We start from the raw sequence: 17,856 nt of genomic DNA, 5'->3' as shown, positions 1-17,856 counted from the left end.
AATGCAGCTACCCGAAACTTGCCCGCTGCTGCGCAAAGAGCTTCACCAGCCAGTCTATGAAGACGCGAACGCGCGGGGAAAGCTGACGATTGCGCGGATAAAGGAGCGAGACCGGCGTCTTGGTCGGCGGGAAGCCTTCCAGGATCTGAATCAGCTCACCTGAGGCGATGTAGCGTTCGGCGTGGTAGCGCGGCACCTGTATGATGCCCAGTCCGCAGCGCGCCGCCGCATGGAGGCTCTCGGCCGCATTGACCGAGACGATGGCTGGGATCGACATGTTGCGGACCTGCCCGTCGACGATGAATTCGAGCGGCAGCAGCCCGCCCGTGGCGCTGGACCGGAACCCGACCATGCGGTGGCTGTCGAGCTTGTCGGGATGTTCCGGTGTGCCATTCAGTTCGAGATAGGCGGGTGAGGCGAGGGTGATCTCTTCCAGCGTAGCGACCGGGCGGACGATCATGTCGCTATCCTGCGGCACGCCGACGCGCAAGACGCAATCGATGCCTTCACGAACGAGATCGACCAGACGATCGCCTTCGCTCATGTAGAATTCGATATCCGGATACGTCTCCAGGAAGGATGGCAGGCCCGGCAGCACGAAATGCCGGGCAAGCGTTCCGTGCACATCGACCCGCAACATGCCCTTCGGTTTGGCGCCGACAAAGGCGCCCTCGGCCTCCTCGATGTCGGCGAGGATCGAAAGACAGCGCTGGTAATAGGCCTCGCCGTCGAGCGTCGGGCTGACATGGCGGGTGGTGCGCTGGATGAGTTGCACGCCGAGGCGCGCTTCCAACTGCTTGACGGCATCGGTCACCGTCGAGCGGGGCAGGCCCGTATCCCCGACTGCGAGGGTGAAGCTGCGGCGTTCCACGACGCGGCAAAAGACCCGCATGGCATCAAATCGGTCCATCTTGTTTGTTCGGTTTGTCGGATAGTGATGCTGAAGAATGCATGATTATCCGCACAATGGAAAGTATCATCTTCTCCTCATCGAAACGCGCTTCGGCGCAAGGAACTGAAGGAGAAGAAAGATGGCCAGCAACGACAACAAGGTCGCGATTGTCACGGGTGCATCCCGCGGCATCGGTGCGGCCATTGCCGAACGTCTTGCCAAGGATGGCTTTACCGTCGTTATCAACTATTCCGGTAATGCCGCTCCTGCCGAAGAACTGGCTCAAAAAGTCGAGCAGGCCGGCGGCAGGGCGCTAACGGCGAAGGCCGATGTCAGCGATCCCGAAGCAGTGCGGCGGATGTTCGATGCCGCGCAAACGGCTTTCGGCGGCATCGACGTTCTCGTCAACAATGCCGGCATCATGATCTTGTCTTCAATCGCCGATGCCGACGATGGAAACTTCGACCTCCAGGTCAGAGTCAACCTGAAGGGCACGTTCAACACGCTTCGCGAAGCGGCAAAGCGCCTGCGCAACGGTGGCCGGATCATCAACCTCTCGACCAGCGTCGTCGGCGTGAAGCTCGAAACCTACGGCGTCTATGCCGCCACCAAGGCGGCAGTAGAAGTGCTGACGGCGATCATGTCGAAGGAAATGCGCGGCCGGAACATCACGGTCAACGCGGTCGCTCCCGGCCCGACCGCGACTGATCTCTTCCTCAATGGCAAATCAGACGAACTCGTCGCCCGCATGGCGAAGATGAACCCGCTCGAACGCCTCGGCAGCCCCGAAGACATCGCCGCTGCCGTCTCCTTCCTCGCTGGTGCCGACGGCTCCTGGATCAACGGACAGGTCCTTCGCGCCAATGGCGGCATGGTCTAAACCCGCGACGTTGTTTCCGGCGCGGACGACATTGTTCTGTTTTTCTGAACGGTGATGTGCGAAGTTGCGCCTTAAAATCCGTCCGGTTGCCAATTATGTTGCTTGGCAAGGAGCGAACGGAAATTTCTTAGTTCCGGAGCCAAACCTCCAAAAGCCCGCCGCGTCATTTTCCCTGGTGATGCGGCGGGTTCGAAATTCGAAGTTGATCCGATCGCGGCCCGTTGAAGGTTTTTCTGCCTTCGGGGCCGCTTCCGCTTTCAAGCATCGTTGAGCTTGGCATCGGCAAGCAGCTTTACCATCCAGTCCACAAAGACGCGCACCTTGTTGCTCAGGTGCCGGTTCGGCGGGTAGACGACGTAGAGCGGCAGCGGATCGCGCTTCCATTCCGGCAGAACCTGGACGAGTTCGCCTCGTGCGATGGCGCTGCGCGCCATGAAACGAAGCGTCTGGCCGACGCCGAGGCCGGTGGTGAGGGCGCTCATGAGGGTTCTGCCGTCATTCACCGAGACGATATATCTCGGGTTTACCTCGATCGCGTCGTTGCCGTTCTTGAATTCGAACGGGATCGTGCGGCCGGTCTGTGCGCGGAAATAGCTGATGCCGTAATGGCTGCTTTCGAGCTCTTGCGGGTGTGCGGGCATGCCGAATTTCTCGATGTAGCGGGGGGATGCGCAGGTGACCATTTCGATTTCGGATACACGTCTTGCGATCAACGACTGATCGGCGAGGGTGCCGGCGCGAAGGGCGCAGTCGACGTTTTCTGCGAGGTAGTCCACCGTGCGGTCGCTGACGCCGAGATCAATGCGGATATCGGGATATTTCATGTAGAAGTCGCAAAGTGCCGGCACGACGATGGTGTCGGCAAAAGCGCCTGCCATTTCAACGCGTAAGCGGCCGCCTGGAAGGCTTTGGGAGTTGGAAAGACTGCCGTCGAGCTCTTCCAGTTCCGAAACGATCTGCGAGGCGCGTTCGTAATAGAGTGCCCCGTCCGTCGTCACCATGACGCGCCGCGTCGTACGGTTAAGCAGCTTGGTGCGCAGATGCGCTTCCAGGCCCTGGATGAGGTTGGTGATTGTCGCTTTGGGCATTGCGAGCGTGTCGGCCGCCCGCGTAAAGTTGCCCGTCTCAACGACGCGGATGAAGGCGCGCATTGCCGAGAGCTGGTCCATTTTTGGTCTCCACAGTTTGCACTGCGATATTATTCGAAAATCGGAACAGTGTAATCATAATACAGCTTCTTATTCCGCGATGTGAATAACAATATCTTTTTTATCGGAATGGCAAGCTGTAGGCGCTTGCCATGCGTTATCTTTGATTGAGCGAAAGCCGGACCGATGACGGTGCAGGTAAAAGACATGGTGCTGGAGAAGGTGGCCATCGGCCCCGTTTCCGCGCGCGTCTACCAAGGCGCCGAATTCGGCAAGGGTGCGCCGATCGTTCTCTTCTTTCACGGCGGCGCCTTCCTGGAATCCGGCATCCAGGCCACCGCCAAGGAAAGTGCGATTGCTGAGAGCATGGCGAAAGCCGGTGCGATCGTTGCGATCCCTGACTACAATGCGCCCCTTGGTAACGTCTTTCCGAAGCCGCTCGAAGTCGGCTATTCCCTGTTTTCCTATCTTGCCAACAAGCGCGCCTCCGGCATTGGCGATCGCAACTCGCTGCTTCTGATCGCTGGCGAAGAGGCTGGCGGCAACATTGCGGCGGGTGTGGCGCTGAAGGCGCGCGATCACTACGCCGACGCACTCGACGGCCAGATCCTGTTTTCGCCGCTCCTCGATCCGTTCATGGGCACCTCCTCCATCCGCAAGGCAGACGGCATCGGCATGCGCCAGCGCTGGACGGAAGGTTGGAGCCATTATCTCAGCGGCGGCGGCTGTCACCCCTATGCGGCGCCCTGCCTCTGTTCGCGCATTGCCGGTGTTGCGCCGGCGCTGTTTTTCACGGCGGAAGACGATCCCTTGCGCGACGAGACCGTCGGTTATGCCGACCGTCTCAAAGCGGCAGGCGTCGATGTCCGCCAGCATATCCTCCCCGCCGGGGCAGGCTGGCCGTCTATCTATGGCGGGAAGACGGACGGCACCTCGAACTGGCAGGAGAGCGTCAGCCGCGAGTTCAAGAGTTTCGTTCAGGGATTAAGCGTTCAACACCAATTGCATTGAAAACGAACTGATTATCGTCGGCCGTACAGGGCCGCAAGGAGAGTACCGATGACGTCCAGAAAGAAGCGCTGGGCCCTGGTGGGCGCTGGCATAGGGCTTGTTGCGTCTGTTTCGGCAGCCGCCATCTTTTTTGAATTGCCGATGGGCGCGGCTGCGACGGCCGCTTCCGCCCCTGCACAAGCTCCCGCTGTGCCGGTGACGGTTTCCGTCGTCGCAAGCCGTGATGTGACTACCTGGGAAGAGTTCTCAGGCCGTCTCGAAGCGATCGACCGGGTTCAGCTACGCTCGCGCGTTGCGGGCGCCATTCAGTCGGTCCACTTCCGCGAAGGCGCGCTGGTGAAGGCCGGCGACCTGCTCTTCACAATTGATCCGGCCCCTTACCAGGCGGCGGTTTCTCAAGCCGAAGGCCAGGTTGCCTCCGCCGAGGCCAAGGTCAGCCTGGCCCAGATCGAGCTCGAGCGTGGCCGCCGGCTTTCCGATAGCCGCACGATCTCGCAGAGCGATATGGACCAGCGCCAGAGCGCCTTTACAGAGGCGCAGGCAGGGCTGCGTACCGCGCAGGCGGCCCTGCAGTCGGCTCAGCTCGATCTCGGTTACACCGAGGTTCGGGCTCCGGTTTCCGGCCGAGTGGGCAAGCTGGAGATCACCGTCGGCAACCTTGTTGCTGCCGGTTCCGCCTCCCCAGCGCTCACCACGCTCGTCTCGATCGATCCGATCTATGCGAGCTTCAACGCCAGCGAGGAGATGGTGACGAAGGCGCTGTCGCAGCTTCCGGCCGATGACAATGCGGTGCGCGCCCTCGAACAGATCCCGGTCGAGGTTGGCACGCTTGCCGATGAAGGCACGCCGATCAAGGGCAAGCTCCAGCTCGTCGACAACCAGGTCGATGCTGCAAGCGGCACGATCGGAGTCCGCGCCGTGTTCGACAATCCGGGCGGCAAGCTGATCCCCGGCCAGTTCGTTCGCGTCCGTATGGGCCAGCCGAGAGCCGAGAACAAGATTCTCGTCAGCGAGCGGGCGATCGGCACCGACCAGGACAAGAAGTTCGTCTTCGTCGTCGATGGCGAGAACAAGGTCAGCTATCGGCCGGTCCAGCTCGGCAGGGCAAGTGACGGTCTCCGCGTCGTCGAAAGCGGTCTGAACCCGGGCGAGAAGATCGTCGTCAATGGCTTGCAGCGCATCCGTCCGGGCGCGGTGGTCGAACCGCAGATGGAAGAGAAAGTGGCGGCCAAGTAGGGCCGCCAGAGCAATTTTTCCTTCCGGCGTGGAGAAGGACGTCCGCACTAAAGACGAGGGGGCGAGCGGCGAAGGAGCCAACGTCTTGGCCAAAAGCAGAGACGATACCTGCCGAGCCTCCCCGTCATCCGGCCCTTCGGGCCAACAACGAAATGATTTGACCCGCCGGCGGTACCCCAACCGGCCGACAAGGGTTCTTGCATCCAAGTTCATCCCGGAGAGGGCCTTGAAATGAACATCTCCAGATTCTTTGTGGACCGCCCGGTGTTTGCCGGCGTGCTTTCGGTCCTCATCCTCGTAGCCGGTCTGATCGGCCTCAGGGCACTGCCGATTTCCGAATATCCGGAAGTCGTGCCGCCGTCGATCGTCGTGCGCGCGACTTATCCGGGCGCCAATCCGGAAGTCATCGCGCAGACGGTTGCGACACCGCTCGAAGAGCAGATCAACGGTGTCGAGGACATGCTCTACATGTCCAGCCAGGCGACCTCCGACGGCGTCATGACGCTGACGGTAACCTTCAAGCTTGGTACCGACCCGGACAAGGCGCAGCAGCTGGTCCAGAACCGGGTTTCGCAGGCCGAACCGCGCCTGCCGGACGAGGTGAAGAGCATCGGCATAACCACCGTCAAGAGCTCTCCCGACCTGATGATGGTCGTCAACCTGATCTCGCCGGACAACCGCTACGACATCACCTATCTGCGCAACTACGGCGTCTTGAACATCAAGGACCGCCTGGCGCGCATCGATGGCGTGGGCCAGGTGCAGGTCTTCGGTTCGGGCGACTATTCGATGCGCGTCTGGGTCGATCCGCAAAAGGCCGCCGAGCATAATCTCGCTGCCAGCGATATCACCAACGCGATCCGCGAACAGAACGTTCAGGCCGCTGCCGGCACGATCGGAGCTTCGCCGAGCCTGCCAGGCACCGAGCTGCAGCTGAACGTCAACGCTCAGGGGCGCCTGCAGACGCCGGAGCAGTTCGGCAGCATCATCGTCAAGACGGGCGCCAACGGTGAAATCACCCGCCTTCGCGACGTTGCACGCATCGAACTCGGCGCTGCCGACTATTCGCTGCGATCGATCCTCGACGGAAAGCCGGCGGTCGCCATCCCGGTCTTCCAGTCTCCGGGCTCCAACGCCATCACCATCTCGGACGAAGTCCAGAAGACGATGGAGGAGCTGAAGATCGCAATGCCGGACGGGGTCAGCTACGAGATCGTCTATGACACGACGAAATTCGTCCGTTCGTCGATCGAGAAGGTCGTCGATACACTGCTTGAAGCCATCGCTCTTGTCGTTCTCGTCGTGATCCTGTTCCTGCAGACGTGGCGTGCCTCGATCATCCCGCTGATTGCCGTTCCCGTGTCGATCATCGGCACGTTCGCGGTAATGTACGTCTTCGGCTTTTCGATCAACGCACTCAGCCTCTTCGGTCTGGTACTGGCGATCGGCATCGTTGTGGATGATGCGATCGTCGTCGTCGAAAACGTCGAGCGCAACATCGAGAATGGGCTCAGCCCGCGCGATGCGACCTACAAGGCCATGAAGGAAGTTTCCGGCCCGATCATCGCGATCGCACTGGTGCTCGTCGCCGTCTTCGTGCCGCTCGCCTTCATCAGCGGCCTGTCAGGGCAGTTCTATCGCCAGTTCGCGCTGACGATCGCGATCTCGACGGTTATTTCGGCCTTCAACTCGCTGACCCTGTCTCCGGCGCTGGCAGCCCTCCTGCTGCAGGGTCACCACGCCAAGCGTGACTGGCTGACGCGCGGCATGGACTTCATCTTCGGCTGGTTCTTCCGCGGCTTCAACCGCGTTTTTGGTGCAGGTTCGAAAGCCTATGGCAAGGGCGTTGGCGGCCTGCTGTCGCGCAAGAGCATCGTCATGGTCGTCTACCTGGCGCTGGCTGGTGCGACCTACGGCCTCTTCAATGCCGTTCCAGGCGGTTTCGTGCCGGCACAGGACAAGCAGTATCTGATCGGTTTTGCCCAGCTGCCGGATGCCGCAAGCCTTGACCGGACCGAAGATGTCATCAAGCGGATGAGCGAAATCGCCATGGCCGAGCCCGGCGTTGCCCATGCAATCGCCTTTCCCGGTCTGTCGATCAACGGTTTCACCAACTCTTCAAATGCCGGCATCGTCTTTGTGACGCTGAAGGATTTCGAGGAGCGCAAGTCGCCCACGCTTTCGGGCGGTGCGATTGCCATGTCCTTGAACCAGAAGTTCGGGGCGATCCAGGATGCCTTCATCGCCATGTTCCCGCCGCCGCCGGTCAATGGCCTCGGCACGACGGGCGGCTTCAAGATGCAGCTCGAAGACCGCGCCGGTCTCGGCTACCAGGTGCTGGACGAGGCCAACAAGGCAATCATCGCCAAGGCACACGAGGCGCCTGAGCTGACCGGCATCTTCTCTGCGTACCAGATAAACGTTCCGCAGCTCTTTGCTGACCTCGATCGCGCCAAGGCCGAGCAACTCGGCGTCTCGGTGACCGATGTTTTCGAAACGCTGCAGATCTATCTGGGTTCGCTCTATGTCAACGACTTCAATGCTTTCGGCCGCACCTACAGCGTGAGGGTGCAGGCCGATGCGAAGTTTCGCGCCCAGTCGGACGACATCGGCCAGTTGAAGGTTCGTTCGGCGTCGGGCCAGATGATCCCGCTGTCGGCGTTGCTGAAGGTCAGCGCGACGACCGGGCCGGAGCGGACCAACCGCTATAACGGTTTCCTCTCGGCCGATATCAACGGCGGTCCTGCGCCGGGCTTCTCCTCCGGCCAAGCTCAGGCTGCGATCGAAAAAATCGCCAACGAGACGCTGCCGAAGGGCATCAGCTTCGAATGGACGGATCTGACCTATCAGCAGATCCTGGCAGGCAATTCCGGCGTGCTCGTCTTTCCGCTGGCGCTGCTCCTCGTCTTCCTCGTGCTGGCTGCCCAGTACGAAAGCCTGACCCTGCCGCTTGCGATCATCATGATCGTGCCGATGGGCGTGCTGGCCGCCTTGACGGGCGTCTGGCTGACGGGCGGAGACAACAACATCTTCACGCAGATCGGCCTCGTGGTCCTTGTCGGTCTCTCGGCGAAGAATGCGATCCTGATCGTGGAATTCGCCCGTGAACTGGAGTTCGAAGGCCGTACGCCAGTCCAGGCGGCGGTCGAGGCAAGCCGGCTGCGACTTCGCCCGATCCTGATGACATCCTTGGCCTTCATCATGGGTGTCGTGCCGCTGGTCGTCTCCACCGGTGCCGGTGCGGAAATGCGCGCCGCCATGGGCGTTGCGGTCTTTGCGGGCATGATCGGCGTGACTTTCTTCGGCATCTTCATGACGCCGGTCTTCTATGTGCTGCTCCGCAAGCTGACGGGCAACCGCCCGCTGGTGCAGCACAACGACAATCGTCCGCCGTCCGAAGAGGGCGCCATCCGGGTGGCAGCGGAGTAAGCGGCAACATCATCAAATCGGCAGGCGGGACATCCAGTCCCGCCTTTTTTATTTGCATGGAGGCGTCGCAGGTTTATGTCTTGATGAACGTACATCTAATGGACGGAGCCGTTCGGAAAGATATGCCGACTGTCCGTTCTGGAGGAAAGAATGAACGACGACAAGCCGCCGAAGCGCCGCCTGCGTTCGCAGGACTGGTTCGATAATCCCGACCATATAGACATGACAGCGCTCTATCTGGAGCGCTTCATGAATTACGGCATCACACCGGAAGAGTTGCGCTGCGGCAAGCCGATCATCGGGATCGCCCAGAGCGGCAGCGATCTTACGCCCTGCAACAGGGTGCACGTCGAACTTGCCAAGCGGGTGCGCGACGGTATCCGCGATGCGGGCGGCATTCCGATCGAGTTCCCGACGCATCCGATCTTCGAAAACTGCAAGCGTCCGACGGCCGCACTCGACCGCAATCTCGCCTATCTCGGGCTCGTGGAAATTCTCTACGGCTATCCGCTCGATGGCGTCGTGCTGACGACCGGCTGCGACAAGACCACGCCTTCGGCGATCATGGCGGCTTCCACCGTCGATATTCCCGCCATTGTACTTTCAGGCGGACCGATGCTTGACGGATGGCACGAGGGCGAACTGGCCGGATCGGGAACCGTGATCTGGCGCATGCGGCGCAAATACGGTGCCGGCGAAATCGACCGGGAAGAATTCCTTCAGGCCGCGCTCGATTCCGCACCCTCCATCGGCCACTGCAATACGATGGGCACCGCTTCGACGATGAATGCGCTTGCCGAAGCACTCGGCCTGTCGCTGACGGGTTGTGGCGCCATTCCCGCGGCTTACCGCGAGCGCGGCCAGATGGCCTACCGCACCGGGCGGCGTGCCGTCGAAATCGTGTTCGAAGACCTGAAGCCGTCGGACATCCTGACGCGCGAGGCTTTCCTCAACGCCATCCGCACCAATTCGGCAATCGGCGGTTCGACCAATGCGCAGCCGCATCTGGCGGCCATGGCGAAACATGCCGGTGTCGAACTTCATCCCGACGACTGGCAGGTCCATGGCTTCGACATCCCGCTGCTTGCCAACGTCCAGCCGGCCGGCGCCTATCTCGGCGAGCGCTATCACAGGGCAGGCGGCACGCCTGCGGTCATGTGGGAACTGCTCAAGGCCGGTAAGCTCGACGGCAACTGTCGGACCGTCACCGGCAAGACCTTGGCCGAAAACCTGAAAGGCAGGCAGGCAAGCGACCGCGAGGTCATCCGGCCGTTTTCCGAACCTCTCAAGGAACGGGCGGGCTTCCTCGTGCTCAAGGGCAATCTCTTCGATTTCGCGATCATGAAGATGAGCGTGGTCTCGGACGATTTCCGCCGGCGCTACCTGCAGGAGCCGGGGCGCGAAGGCATATTCGAGGGCAAGGCGACCGTCTTCGACGGTTCGGAAGATTATCACAAGCGCATCAATGATCCGTCGTTGAATATCGACGAAAACACCATCCTCGTCATCCGTGGGGCAGGGCCGATCGGTTGGCCGGGTTCAGCCGAAGTCGTCAATATGCAACCGCCCGACCACCTCTTGAAACGCGGCATCAACAGCCTGCCGACGATCGGCGATGGCCGCCAGTCCGGTACTGCCGACAGTCCTTCAATCCTCAATGCCTCGCCCGAAAGTGCCGCCGGCGGCGGTCTTGCCTGGCTTCGCACCGGTGACATCATCCGCATCGATTTCAATCTGGGGCGCTGCGACATGCTGGTCGATGACGCCGAGATCGAACGCCGAAAAGCCAAAGGTGTCCCGCCCGTGCCGCCGGACGCGACGCCATGGCAGCGCATCTACCGCCGCTCGGTCAGTCAGCTTTCGGAAGGGGCTGTGCTCGAAGGGGCGGCAGACTTCCGTAAGATTGCAAAGCTTCCGCCGCGTCACAACCACTAGATGAATAGTTCGGCGGGAGTAAGGAAAGGTTCACCCAATAGCCAGTTCGGCAATCCAAAAGGCTTCGTTAATGTCTGCTTGAGACGGTATTATAGTTTCTCGCATCTGCTTAAGTCTGAGACACCGAATTGCCGAAAAGGACACCGACGCGGTCGGAACAGGAATTCCAAGATCTGTTAAGGCGCCTCGAGCTTGCACTCGATGCGTCGCAGATCGGCGTTTGGGAGCATGATGTGCGCACCAACCAGATCCTCTGGGATGCGCAGATGCACCGGCTCTATCAAACGGGCGAGACCATGCGCGTCCTTCCCACGTCGTTTTGGTTTGACGCTGTTCATCACGAAGACCGGCAACGCGCAGCACAGGAATTCGACGAGGCGATCGCAAGGCGTGGCGCCTATGATTCCCAGTTCCGTATCGTCCTGCCGAACGGCGAAATCCGCCATTTGCGCTCGCGGGCGCATTTCTACGTCAGCGAGGAGGGTGCTCCCTCCTTCATCGGCGCCGAGTGGGACGTCACGGCCGATGTCATGCTGAATGCGGAGCTGAAGCGTCAGCGCCAGGTCGCCGAAGCGCGGGCAAGGGCGCTTGAGGAAAGCAACGCCCGGATCGAGTATGCCGCCGAGCATGACTATCTGACCGGACTGCCCAACCGCCGCCTCTTCGACAGGCGGCTTGTCGAACTGCATGCCGACAAGTCGATCTCGATGCTTGCGATCCTTCACCTTGGTCTCGACCAGTTCAAGCAGATCAACGATAGCTATGGCCACGCCGCAGGCGACGCCGTTCTACGTGCTGCAGCGCTGCGGATGACGGCCGCCGTTCCAAAGAACAGCCTCGTGGCGCGTGTCGGCGGCGATGAATTCGTCATTCTGCTCTGGAATTTCGCAGGCATCGAAGCGCTCACGCGCATTGCTGCGGATGTCCAGCAGCGGCTGCGAAGGAAGATCCGCTTCGGTCAGGAATTGCTGCAATCCGGCACGTCGATCGGGATCTCATGGAGTGCCGGCCGGCGGACGCGCAATCTGTTTACCGAGTCCGATCTTGCCCTCTATCAGGCCAAGAAACTTGGCGTCAACCGCATCGAATTCTTTACCAGGCAGTTGCGGGACGACCTGCTCAGCAAGCGGCGTCTCGCCGAAGAGCTGAAGCGCGGGCTCGAGCGGGGAGAGATCGTTCCTTACTACCAAGTGCAGTTCGACGCCAAGACGCGGGCGATCTGCGGCCTCGAAGCGCTTGCCCGCTGGATTCATCCAGAAAAGGGCGTGCTGTCGCCGCCCGTCTTCCTGAAGGCTGCGGATGACAACGGGCTTTCGGCCGATATCGACGCGGCAATTCTGAAGATGGCACTTGAGGATTGCCGGCATTGGCTGGATCGCGGTGCCGCCGTTCCGCGCATAGCGGTCAATATTTCGAGCGCGCGCCTGTTCGATCCGGCCCTGCTCGACAGCCTGCGGGCGCTTCAGGTTCCTCCGGGCGAATTCTGTTTCGAACTGGTGGAGACGATCTTTCTCGACGATCCAGACGACAAGCTGCTGAGCAACATCGATCAGATCAAACAGATGGGCATCGATATCGAGATCGATGATTTTGGTTCCGGGCACGCCTCGTTGATCGGGCTGGCAAAGCTGCGTCCAAAACGCCTGAAGCTCGACCGGCAACTGGTGACTGACATCGTCGAATCCAAGGAGCAACGCAGTGTCGTCAGCTCCATCATCGACATCGCCAAGGCTCTCGATGTGAGCGTAATCGCTGAAGGTGTTGAAACGGAGGGCCATGCCGAAACGTTGACGCAACTCGGCTGCGACATGCTGCAGGGATACGCACTCGGCTATCCCATGCCGGCTGCCGAGATCGGCAAGCTCATTTGTCCGCCCGGCCGGCCCCCGGCCGAAAAAGACGCGGGCAGGCGGGTGCTTGCGGTCACGGCTCCAGTTCCCGGCGGGCTTCCAGATACCATTCGACAAAGGCGCTGACGCCGGTTTCAAGCTTCGTATCGGGCTTGTAACCCGTCAGGGCGGCAAGCAGGTCCGGGCTTGCGAAGGTGCGCGGCACGTCGCCCTTCTGCATCGGCAGCATCTTGCGCTGCGCCGGCTTGCCGAGCGCTTGTTCCACGGTCTCCACGAAGTCCATCAGGCTGACAGGCTGGCCGCCGCCGATATTGACGACGCGGAACGGCGCCTGGCGAGACAGCGTCTCGATCCTGTCGTCGGCGATGCGGTTTTCTTCCGAAGGTATAATCGCCGAAAGCCGCACGATCGCCTCGACAAGATCGTCGATATAGGTGAAATCGCGGCTCATCTTGCCTTCGCCATAGATTTCGATCGGCTGGTTTTCCAGCATGCTCTTTACGAACTTGAAGAGCGCCATGTCCGGGCGGCCCCAGGGTCCGTAGACGGTGAAGAAGCGGAAGGCGGTGGTCGGCAGCTTGTGGAGATGCGCATGGCTGTGCGCCATCAGCTCCATCGACTTCTTTGTCGCGGCATAGACCGTCAGGGGCTCGTCGGCCCTGTCAGTCTCATGGAAGGGAACGGAGGGGTTGGCGCCATAGATCGAGGAGGTCGAGGCCAGCATCAGATGCTGCACCTTGTGGCGCTCGGCAATTTCCAGAATGTTCCACGAGCCTTCGACGTTCGAGCTCAGATAGGCGCGCGGGTTTTCAAGACTGTAGCGGACGCCGGCCTGGGCCGCCAGATGGATCAGGATGTCCGGCTTTGCCTTGCCGGCGGCATCTTCTAGCGCCTTTTGATCTTCAAGCATGGCGATCGCCGGCTTGAAGGCCGGAAACTGCGCCAGGGCCGCGTGCCGCATATGCTTGAGCTTGACGTTGTAATAGGGCGTCAGGCCGTCGAAACCGGTAACCCGATGCCCATCCTGCAACAAGCGCCGCGCGAGATGAAAGCCGATGAAGCCTGCGGTGCCTGTTATGAAGTAGTGCATTTTCTATCTCTACTCGGTCTTCTTGCCGACGGCAAAGTGGCTGAAGCCGTGGCGCGTGATTTCGGCGACGGGATAGATATTGCGCAGGTCGACGACGACCGGGTTCTTCATCGTGGTCTTCAGGCGCTTGAAGTCGAGCGCGCGGAACTCGTCCCATTCGGTAACGAGCACGATGGCATCGGCGCCTTCGGCAATCTCGTAAGGGTCGTTGCCGTATGTCACCGGCGCAAGCATTTCCTTGGCCGCTTCCATGCCTTCCGGGTCATAGGCGCAAACCGTGGCGCCGCCGTCGAGCAAGGCCTGGATGATGGTGATCGAGGGCGCATCGCGCATGTCGTCGGTGTTCGGCTTGAAGGTCAGGCCGAGGACGGCGACCTTCTTGCCGCGCACGCTGCCGCCGCAGGCGGCGATCACCTTGCGGCCCATGGCGCGCTTGCGGTTGTCGTTGATGGCAACCGTCGTTTCAATGAGGCGCATCGGGCTGTCATAGTCCTGCGCGGTCTTGACGAGCGCCAGCGTATCTTTCGGAAAGCACGATCCGCCGTAGCCGGGGCCTGCATGCAGGAACTTGTCGCCGATGCGCTTGTCCATGCCGATGCCCTTGGCAACCTTCTGCACATCCGCACCGATCTGCTCGCAAAGGTCGGCGATCTCGTTGATGAAGGTAATCTTCATGGCAAGGAAGGCATTCGCGGCGTACTTGATCAATTCCGACGTGCGGCGCTCGCAGAAATAAAGCGGTGCCTCGTTGAGGTAGAGCGGCCGGTAGACTTCGCGCATGACCTCCGTCGCGCGCGGGTCTTCGGTGCCGATGACGATGCGGTCGGGACGCTTGAAGTCGGTGATGGCAGCACCTTCGCGCAGGAATTCCGGGTTGGAGACGACGGCGATGTCCTTGCCGGGGAACTCTTCGCGGAAGATGCGCTCGATCTCGTCGCCGGTGCCGACGGGAACGGTGGACTTCGTGACGACCACCGTGAAGCCGCTGACGGCTGCGGCGATCTCGCGCGCGGCGGCATAAACATAGCTCAGGTCGGCATGGCCGTCGCCGCGGCGCGACGGCGTGCCGACCGCAATGAAGACGACATCGGCGTCTGCGACCGGTGCAGCGAGATCCTTGGAGAAATCCAGGCGCCCGGCGCTGCGGTTGTGCTCGATGATGGCATCGAGGCCAGGCTCGAAGATCGGCACTTCGCCGCGCTCAAGGGCGTCGATCTTGGCTTCGGACTTGTCGACGCAGGTAATGTGGTGGCCGAAATCCGCAAGGCAGGCGCCCGAGACGAGACCGACGTAGCCAGAACCAATCATGACAATGCGCATGGGATAACCTTCATCAAAAACGACCGCGGCCTGCCGGCGGCAAAACGCGATCGTGTTACAGGCGCACCGTCATAAATTCAAGACAGGCCCGGTTGTCAGCTGCGCCCGAACTCGTCGACGATGCGGATGATATCGTCCTCGCCGAGGTAGGAGCCGGTCTGCACTTCGATCAGTTCGAGCAAGATCTTGCCCGGGTTTGAAAGGCGGTGCACCTCGCCGAGCGGGATATAGACGGACTCGTTTTCCCGCAGCATCTGCACATTCTCGCCGATCGTCACCTCGGCCGTGCCCTTGACGACGATCCAATGCTCCGAGCGGTGGTGATGCTTCTGCAGCGAGAGCTTCTTGCCGGGTGTGACGAAGATGCGCTTCACCTGGAAACGGTCGCCGTTGAAGATCGAGGTATAGCCGCCCCACGGCCGGTACGAGGTCGGATGGGTCTCCGTCAGCTTGAAGGTCGCGGGAAAGGCTGCGAGCGTCTTGACGAGATCGCCGACGCTCTGGCTGTCCTGCAGCTTGCCGACGTAGACCGCATCCTCACTGGCGATCACCGCGACATCGTCCATCCCCTGGACGGCAAGATGCACGCCGTGGCTCATCACCAGCGAGTTGCGGCTGTTGACAAGCGTCGTGTTGGCGGTGGAGACGTTGCCGTTCGGGTCGCGCGTCCCGGTTTTCCAGACCGAATCCCAGCTGCCGAGATCCGACCATTTGAAGGGCGAGGGCACGACTGCGGCATTGGCCGTCTTTTCCATGATCGCATAGTCGATCGAGATGCTGGGAGCCTTGGCAAAGGATTGGGCGTCCAGACGGGTGAAGTCGAGATCGCGCGAGGCCCTTGCGACGGCGTCACCGGCAGCGGCGACGACATCGGGCGCATAGTTGCGCATTTCCGCAAGAAGCGCTCCCACCTGGAACATGAACATGCCGGAATTCCAGTAGAAGCCGCCGGCAGCCACCATATCCTTTGCCTTGTCCAAAGGCGGCTTTTCGATGAAGCGCATCACGGTCTGTGCGCCTGTCGAAAGGTTCTCGCCGCCTTCGATATAGCCGTAGCCGGTTGCCGGTTCCCTCGGCTGGATGCCGAAGGTGACGAGCTTGCCGCTGGCGGCCGTTTCGCGCGCGGTGCGGACGCTGTCGAAATAGCTTTGGTCGGCGACGATCTCATAGTCCGAGCCAAGGACGTGCATGATCACGTCCTTGCCGAAAAGGTCGGCGACGAGGGTGGCAGCGGCGGCAACGGCGGGTGCGGTGTTGCGGGCAACCGGCTCCAGCAGGATTGCCTTTAGCGTATGACCGAGTTCGCGGGCCTGTTCGGCCACGAGAAAGCGGAATTCCTCATTGGTCAGCACAATCGGTGCTTCGTAAAGGGCCGGATCGGAAACGCGGGCGAGCGTTTCCTGAAACAGCGTCTTGTCGCCGATGAACTGAATGAACTGCTTGGGGGCTGCAGCGCGCGACAACGGCCAGAGCCGCGTACCCTTGCCTCCTGCCATGATCACGGGAACGATTTTTTGCATCATCGGGTGCGTTTCCTCAAAATCTTCTGTCTTCTTCAATCAGTTCTGTCCGGCCCACTGCCTGATCCGGCTCAGTCCGGCTTCAAGCAACTGGCTTGCGGCATGTTCGGTTTGCGCTTCGACGTAGCAGCGCATCTCCGGCGCATTGCCCGAGGGGCGAAAGTGGATGATGCGCCTGTCGGCCAGCGTGACGCGCAAGCCGTCGATGTCGCTCGCCGAAGAGGGTCTTCCAACGGGCTCCAGGAAATCCGCCAGGTTTTGCGGCGAGGCGCGCAGGTAGGCCATCAATCTTGCGCTCGTCTTGACGGGGAAGTCCTCGAGCCGATCGGCCGCCGCCATCGGAAGATTGTAGGAAGCGGCAATCGCCGATAGCGGCTTGTTCTGCGCCGCTGCCAGCGAAAGGACCGAAAGTATCGGCAAGAAGCAATCGCGTGTCGGCAGTGCCTCAAGCGTGCTGCCATTGATGCTGAAGTCCGAACCGGTCAACAGGCCGCCATTGGCCTCGAAGCCCATCACGCGATCCTTGCCCGCCAAGATCGCCTCCTGCATGCCGGCAATGACGTAGGGTGAGCCGACCCGCGTGCGGGTGACGGCAAAGGCTCCGGCAGCTTCGATTCCGGAGTTGGAGGTGACAGGCGTGATCACGGTCCCGGCATCCAGAAAATTCGCAGCGATCAGCCCCAGCAGGTCGCCGCGCAGCGGAGCGCCGGTTTCGTCCGTCACCAGGGGCCGGTCGCCGTCGCCATCGGCCGAAACGAGCGCATCAAGTGCCAGCGACTGGGCCCAATCCCTCAGAAGTGCAATGGTCTGGGACGAAACAGCTTCGGTATCGACCGGTATGAAGGTCTCCGATCGTCCAAGCGCAATCGCTTCGGCGCCGTAATTGGACAAGAGCTGCACCATCATGTCGCGGGCAACGGTACTATGCTGATAGACGCCGATCCTCAGGCCGGAGAGGGCGTTTTTGGAGAGAATGCCGGCATTGCGCGCCATGAAGGCTCTTACGCATTCGCCCGACCGGTCCTCGAGCTTGGCTTTTCCCGCCATTGGCTCGTCAGGCAGCGAGCGGTCGAGCTTGACTGCAAGATCGCAGATCGCCGCTTCGTCCGCCTTGTCGATCTCGCCATCGGGCCGGTAGAACTTGATGCCGTTGCGGTCGGCCGGGATGTGCGAGCCGGTGATCATCAGGCTCGCGGCTTTACTGCGGGATCCATAAAATGCCAGCGCGGGGGTCGGCACGGTGCCGCAGCTGGCCACGCTGAAGCCAAGCCCGGTCAGCGCCAGAGCACATGTCTGAGCAATCGCAGGGCTGGAATCACGGAAGTCGCGGCCGACCATCACCAGGTCGCCTTCATGGGCGCGCCCGCTGTCCAGTAGATATTGCCCGAAGGCTGTCGCGTAGACCGTCGATGGCCTGCCTTTGAGATCGGCGGAAAGGCCGCGCAGGCCGCTGGTTCCAAATTTCATGCGTGTTTAAGCCTTTGCTGACGCTTGCTTTCCTGCGCGATTATCACCAGTCTAACGATACTTCGTAAATTTTGGCCG

The 17,856-nt window shown here is 61.1% G+C and carries 12 protein-coding genes; 6 read left to right on the top strand and 6 right to left on the bottom strand.

Annotation, left to right across the window (positions count from 1 at the left end; genetic code table 11):
• Positions 1-7 precede the first annotated feature (7 nt).
• Positions 8-910, bottom strand: a complete 903-nt coding sequence (locus tag AM571_RS15050) for a LysR family transcriptional regulator (RefSeq protein ID WP_074062102.1) — start codon at positions 908-910, stop codon at positions 8-10.
• A 121-nt stretch (positions 911-1,031) separates the two neighbouring features.
• On the opposite strand from AM571_RS15050, the gene AM571_RS15045 reads away from it, so the two are divergent.
• The gene (locus AM571_RS15045; protein ID WP_074062101.1) at positions 1,032-1,772 is read left to right on the top strand and encodes an SDR family oxidoreductase; all 741 of its coding nucleotides are present in this window, start codon (positions 1,032-1,034) and stop codon (positions 1,770-1,772) included.
• Between the two features lie 257 nt (positions 1,773-2,029).
• On the opposite strand, the gene AM571_RS15040 is transcribed toward AM571_RS15045, so the two are convergent.
• Entirely contained in the window at positions 2,030-2,941 is a 912-nt protein-coding gene (locus AM571_RS15040) for a LysR family transcriptional regulator (protein WP_074062100.1), read from the bottom strand.
• A gap of 165 nt (positions 2,942-3,106) precedes the next feature.
• Here AM571_RS15040 and AM571_RS15035 point away from each other — a divergent pair, with 165 nt between their 5' ends.
• From AM571_RS15035 to AM571_RS15015, 5 genes are all read left to right on the top strand, one after another.
• The gene (locus tag AM571_RS15035; RefSeq protein ID WP_196776286.1) at positions 3,107-3,931 is read left to right on the top strand and encodes an alpha/beta hydrolase fold domain-containing protein; all 825 of its coding nucleotides are present in this window, start codon (positions 3,107-3,109) and stop codon (positions 3,929-3,931) included.
• A 48-nt stretch (positions 3,932-3,979) separates the two neighbouring features.
• Positions 3,980-5,167 carry an efflux RND transporter periplasmic adaptor subunit gene (locus tag AM571_RS15030; protein WP_074062099.1) on the top strand — a complete coding sequence of 396 codons (1,188 nt, stop codon included), beginning with the start codon at positions 3,980-3,982 and terminating at the stop codon, positions 5,165-5,167.
• Positions 5,168-5,398: 231 nt separating this feature from the next.
• Positions 5,399-8,596, top strand: coding sequence for an efflux RND transporter permease subunit (locus tag AM571_RS15025; RefSeq protein WP_074062098.1), 3,198 nt, complete (start codon positions 5,399-5,401; stop codon positions 8,594-8,596).
• Positions 8,597-8,746: 150 nt separating this feature from the next.
• A complete protein-coding gene (locus AM571_RS15020) occupies positions 8,747-10,531 on the top strand; it encodes an IlvD/Edd family dehydratase (protein WP_074062097.1) in 1,785 nt (594 codons plus the stop codon).
• 233 nt (positions 10,532-10,764) lie between these two features.
• Positions 10,765-12,507 carry a putative bifunctional diguanylate cyclase/phosphodiesterase gene (locus tag AM571_RS15015; RefSeq protein WP_420493354.1) on the top strand — a complete coding sequence of 581 codons (1,743 nt, stop codon included), beginning with the start codon at positions 10,765-10,767 and terminating at the stop codon, positions 12,505-12,507.
• Here AM571_RS15015 and AM571_RS15010 read toward each other — a convergent pair.
• The 4 genes from AM571_RS15010 to AM571_RS14995 all read right to left on the bottom strand — a co-directional run bounded on the left by AM571_RS15010 (position 12,455) and on the right by AM571_RS14995 (position 17,778).
• Positions 12,455-13,471: an NAD-dependent epimerase/dehydratase family protein gene (locus AM571_RS15010; protein ID WP_074062096.1), complete on the bottom strand. Its 1,017-nt coding sequence runs from the start codon at positions 13,469-13,471 to the stop codon at positions 12,455-12,457. The two genes, AM571_RS15015 and AM571_RS15010, sit on opposite strands and share 53 nt — an antisense overlap.
• Positions 13,472-13,480: 9 nt before the next feature.
• On the bottom strand, positions 13,481-14,791 hold the full coding sequence (locus tag AM571_RS15005) for a UDP-glucose dehydrogenase family protein (RefSeq protein WP_074062095.1): 1,311 nt from the start codon (positions 14,789-14,791) through the stop codon (positions 13,481-13,483).
• Positions 14,792-14,886: 95 nt separating this feature from the next.
• Positions 14,887-16,314: a mannose-1-phosphate guanylyltransferase/mannose-6-phosphate isomerase gene (locus tag AM571_RS15000; RefSeq protein WP_074062094.1), complete on the bottom strand. Its 1,428-nt coding sequence runs from the start codon at positions 16,312-16,314 to the stop codon at positions 14,887-14,889.
• Between the two features lie 36 nt (positions 16,315-16,350).
• Positions 16,351-17,778, bottom strand: coding sequence for a phosphomannomutase (locus AM571_RS14995; RefSeq protein ID WP_074062093.1), 1,428 nt, complete (start codon positions 17,776-17,778; stop codon positions 16,351-16,353).
• Positions 17,779-17,856: the final 78 nt, after the last annotated feature.

The sequence above is a fragment of the Rhizobium etli 8C-3 genome (assembly GCF_001908375.1).
GTDB classification, from domain to species: Bacteria; Pseudomonadota; Alphaproteobacteria; order Rhizobiales; family Rhizobiaceae; genus Rhizobium; species Rhizobium etli_B.
This window is presented reverse-complemented; position numbering and strand designations above follow the sequence as displayed.

Bases quoted from the DNA above. Each gene is read 5' to 3' on its own strand.
- AM571_RS15045 (WP_074062101.1), top strand. From the start codon at position 1,032: ATGGCCAGCAACGACAACAAGGTCGCGATTGTCACGGGTGCATCCCGC.
- AM571_RS14995 (WP_074062093.1), bottom strand. From the start codon at position 17,778: ATGAAATTTGGAACCAGCGGCCTGCGCGGCCTTTCCGCCGATCTCAAA.
- AM571_RS15000 (WP_074062094.1), bottom strand. From the start codon at position 16,314: ATGATGCAAAAAATCGTTCCCGTGATCATGGCAGGAGGCAAGGGTACG.
- AM571_RS15020 (WP_074062097.1), top strand. From the start codon at position 8,747: ATGAACGACGACAAGCCGCCGAAGCGCCGCCTGCGTTCGCAGGACTGG.
- AM571_RS15050 (WP_074062102.1), bottom strand. From the start codon at position 910: ATGGACCGATTTGATGCCATGCGGGTCTTTTGCCGCGTCGTGGAACGC.
- AM571_RS15040 (WP_074062100.1), bottom strand. From the start codon at position 2,941: ATGGACCAGCTCTCGGCAATGCGCGCCTTCATCCGCGTCGTTGAGACG.
- AM571_RS15030 (WP_074062099.1), top strand. From the start codon at position 3,980: ATGACGTCCAGAAAGAAGCGCTGGGCCCTGGTGGGCGCTGGCATAGGG.
- AM571_RS15025 (WP_074062098.1), top strand. From the start codon at position 5,399: ATGAACATCTCCAGATTCTTTGTGGACCGCCCGGTGTTTGCCGGCGTG.
- AM571_RS15035 (WP_196776286.1), top strand. From the start codon at position 3,107: ATGACGGTGCAGGTAAAAGACATGGTGCTGGAGAAGGTGGCCATCGGC.
- AM571_RS15005 (WP_074062095.1), bottom strand. From the start codon at position 14,791: ATGCGCATTGTCATGATTGGTTCTGGCTACGTCGGTCTCGTCTCGGGC.
- AM571_RS15010 (WP_074062096.1), bottom strand. From the start codon at position 13,471: ATGCACTACTTCATAACAGGCACCGCAGGCTTCATCGGCTTTCATCTC.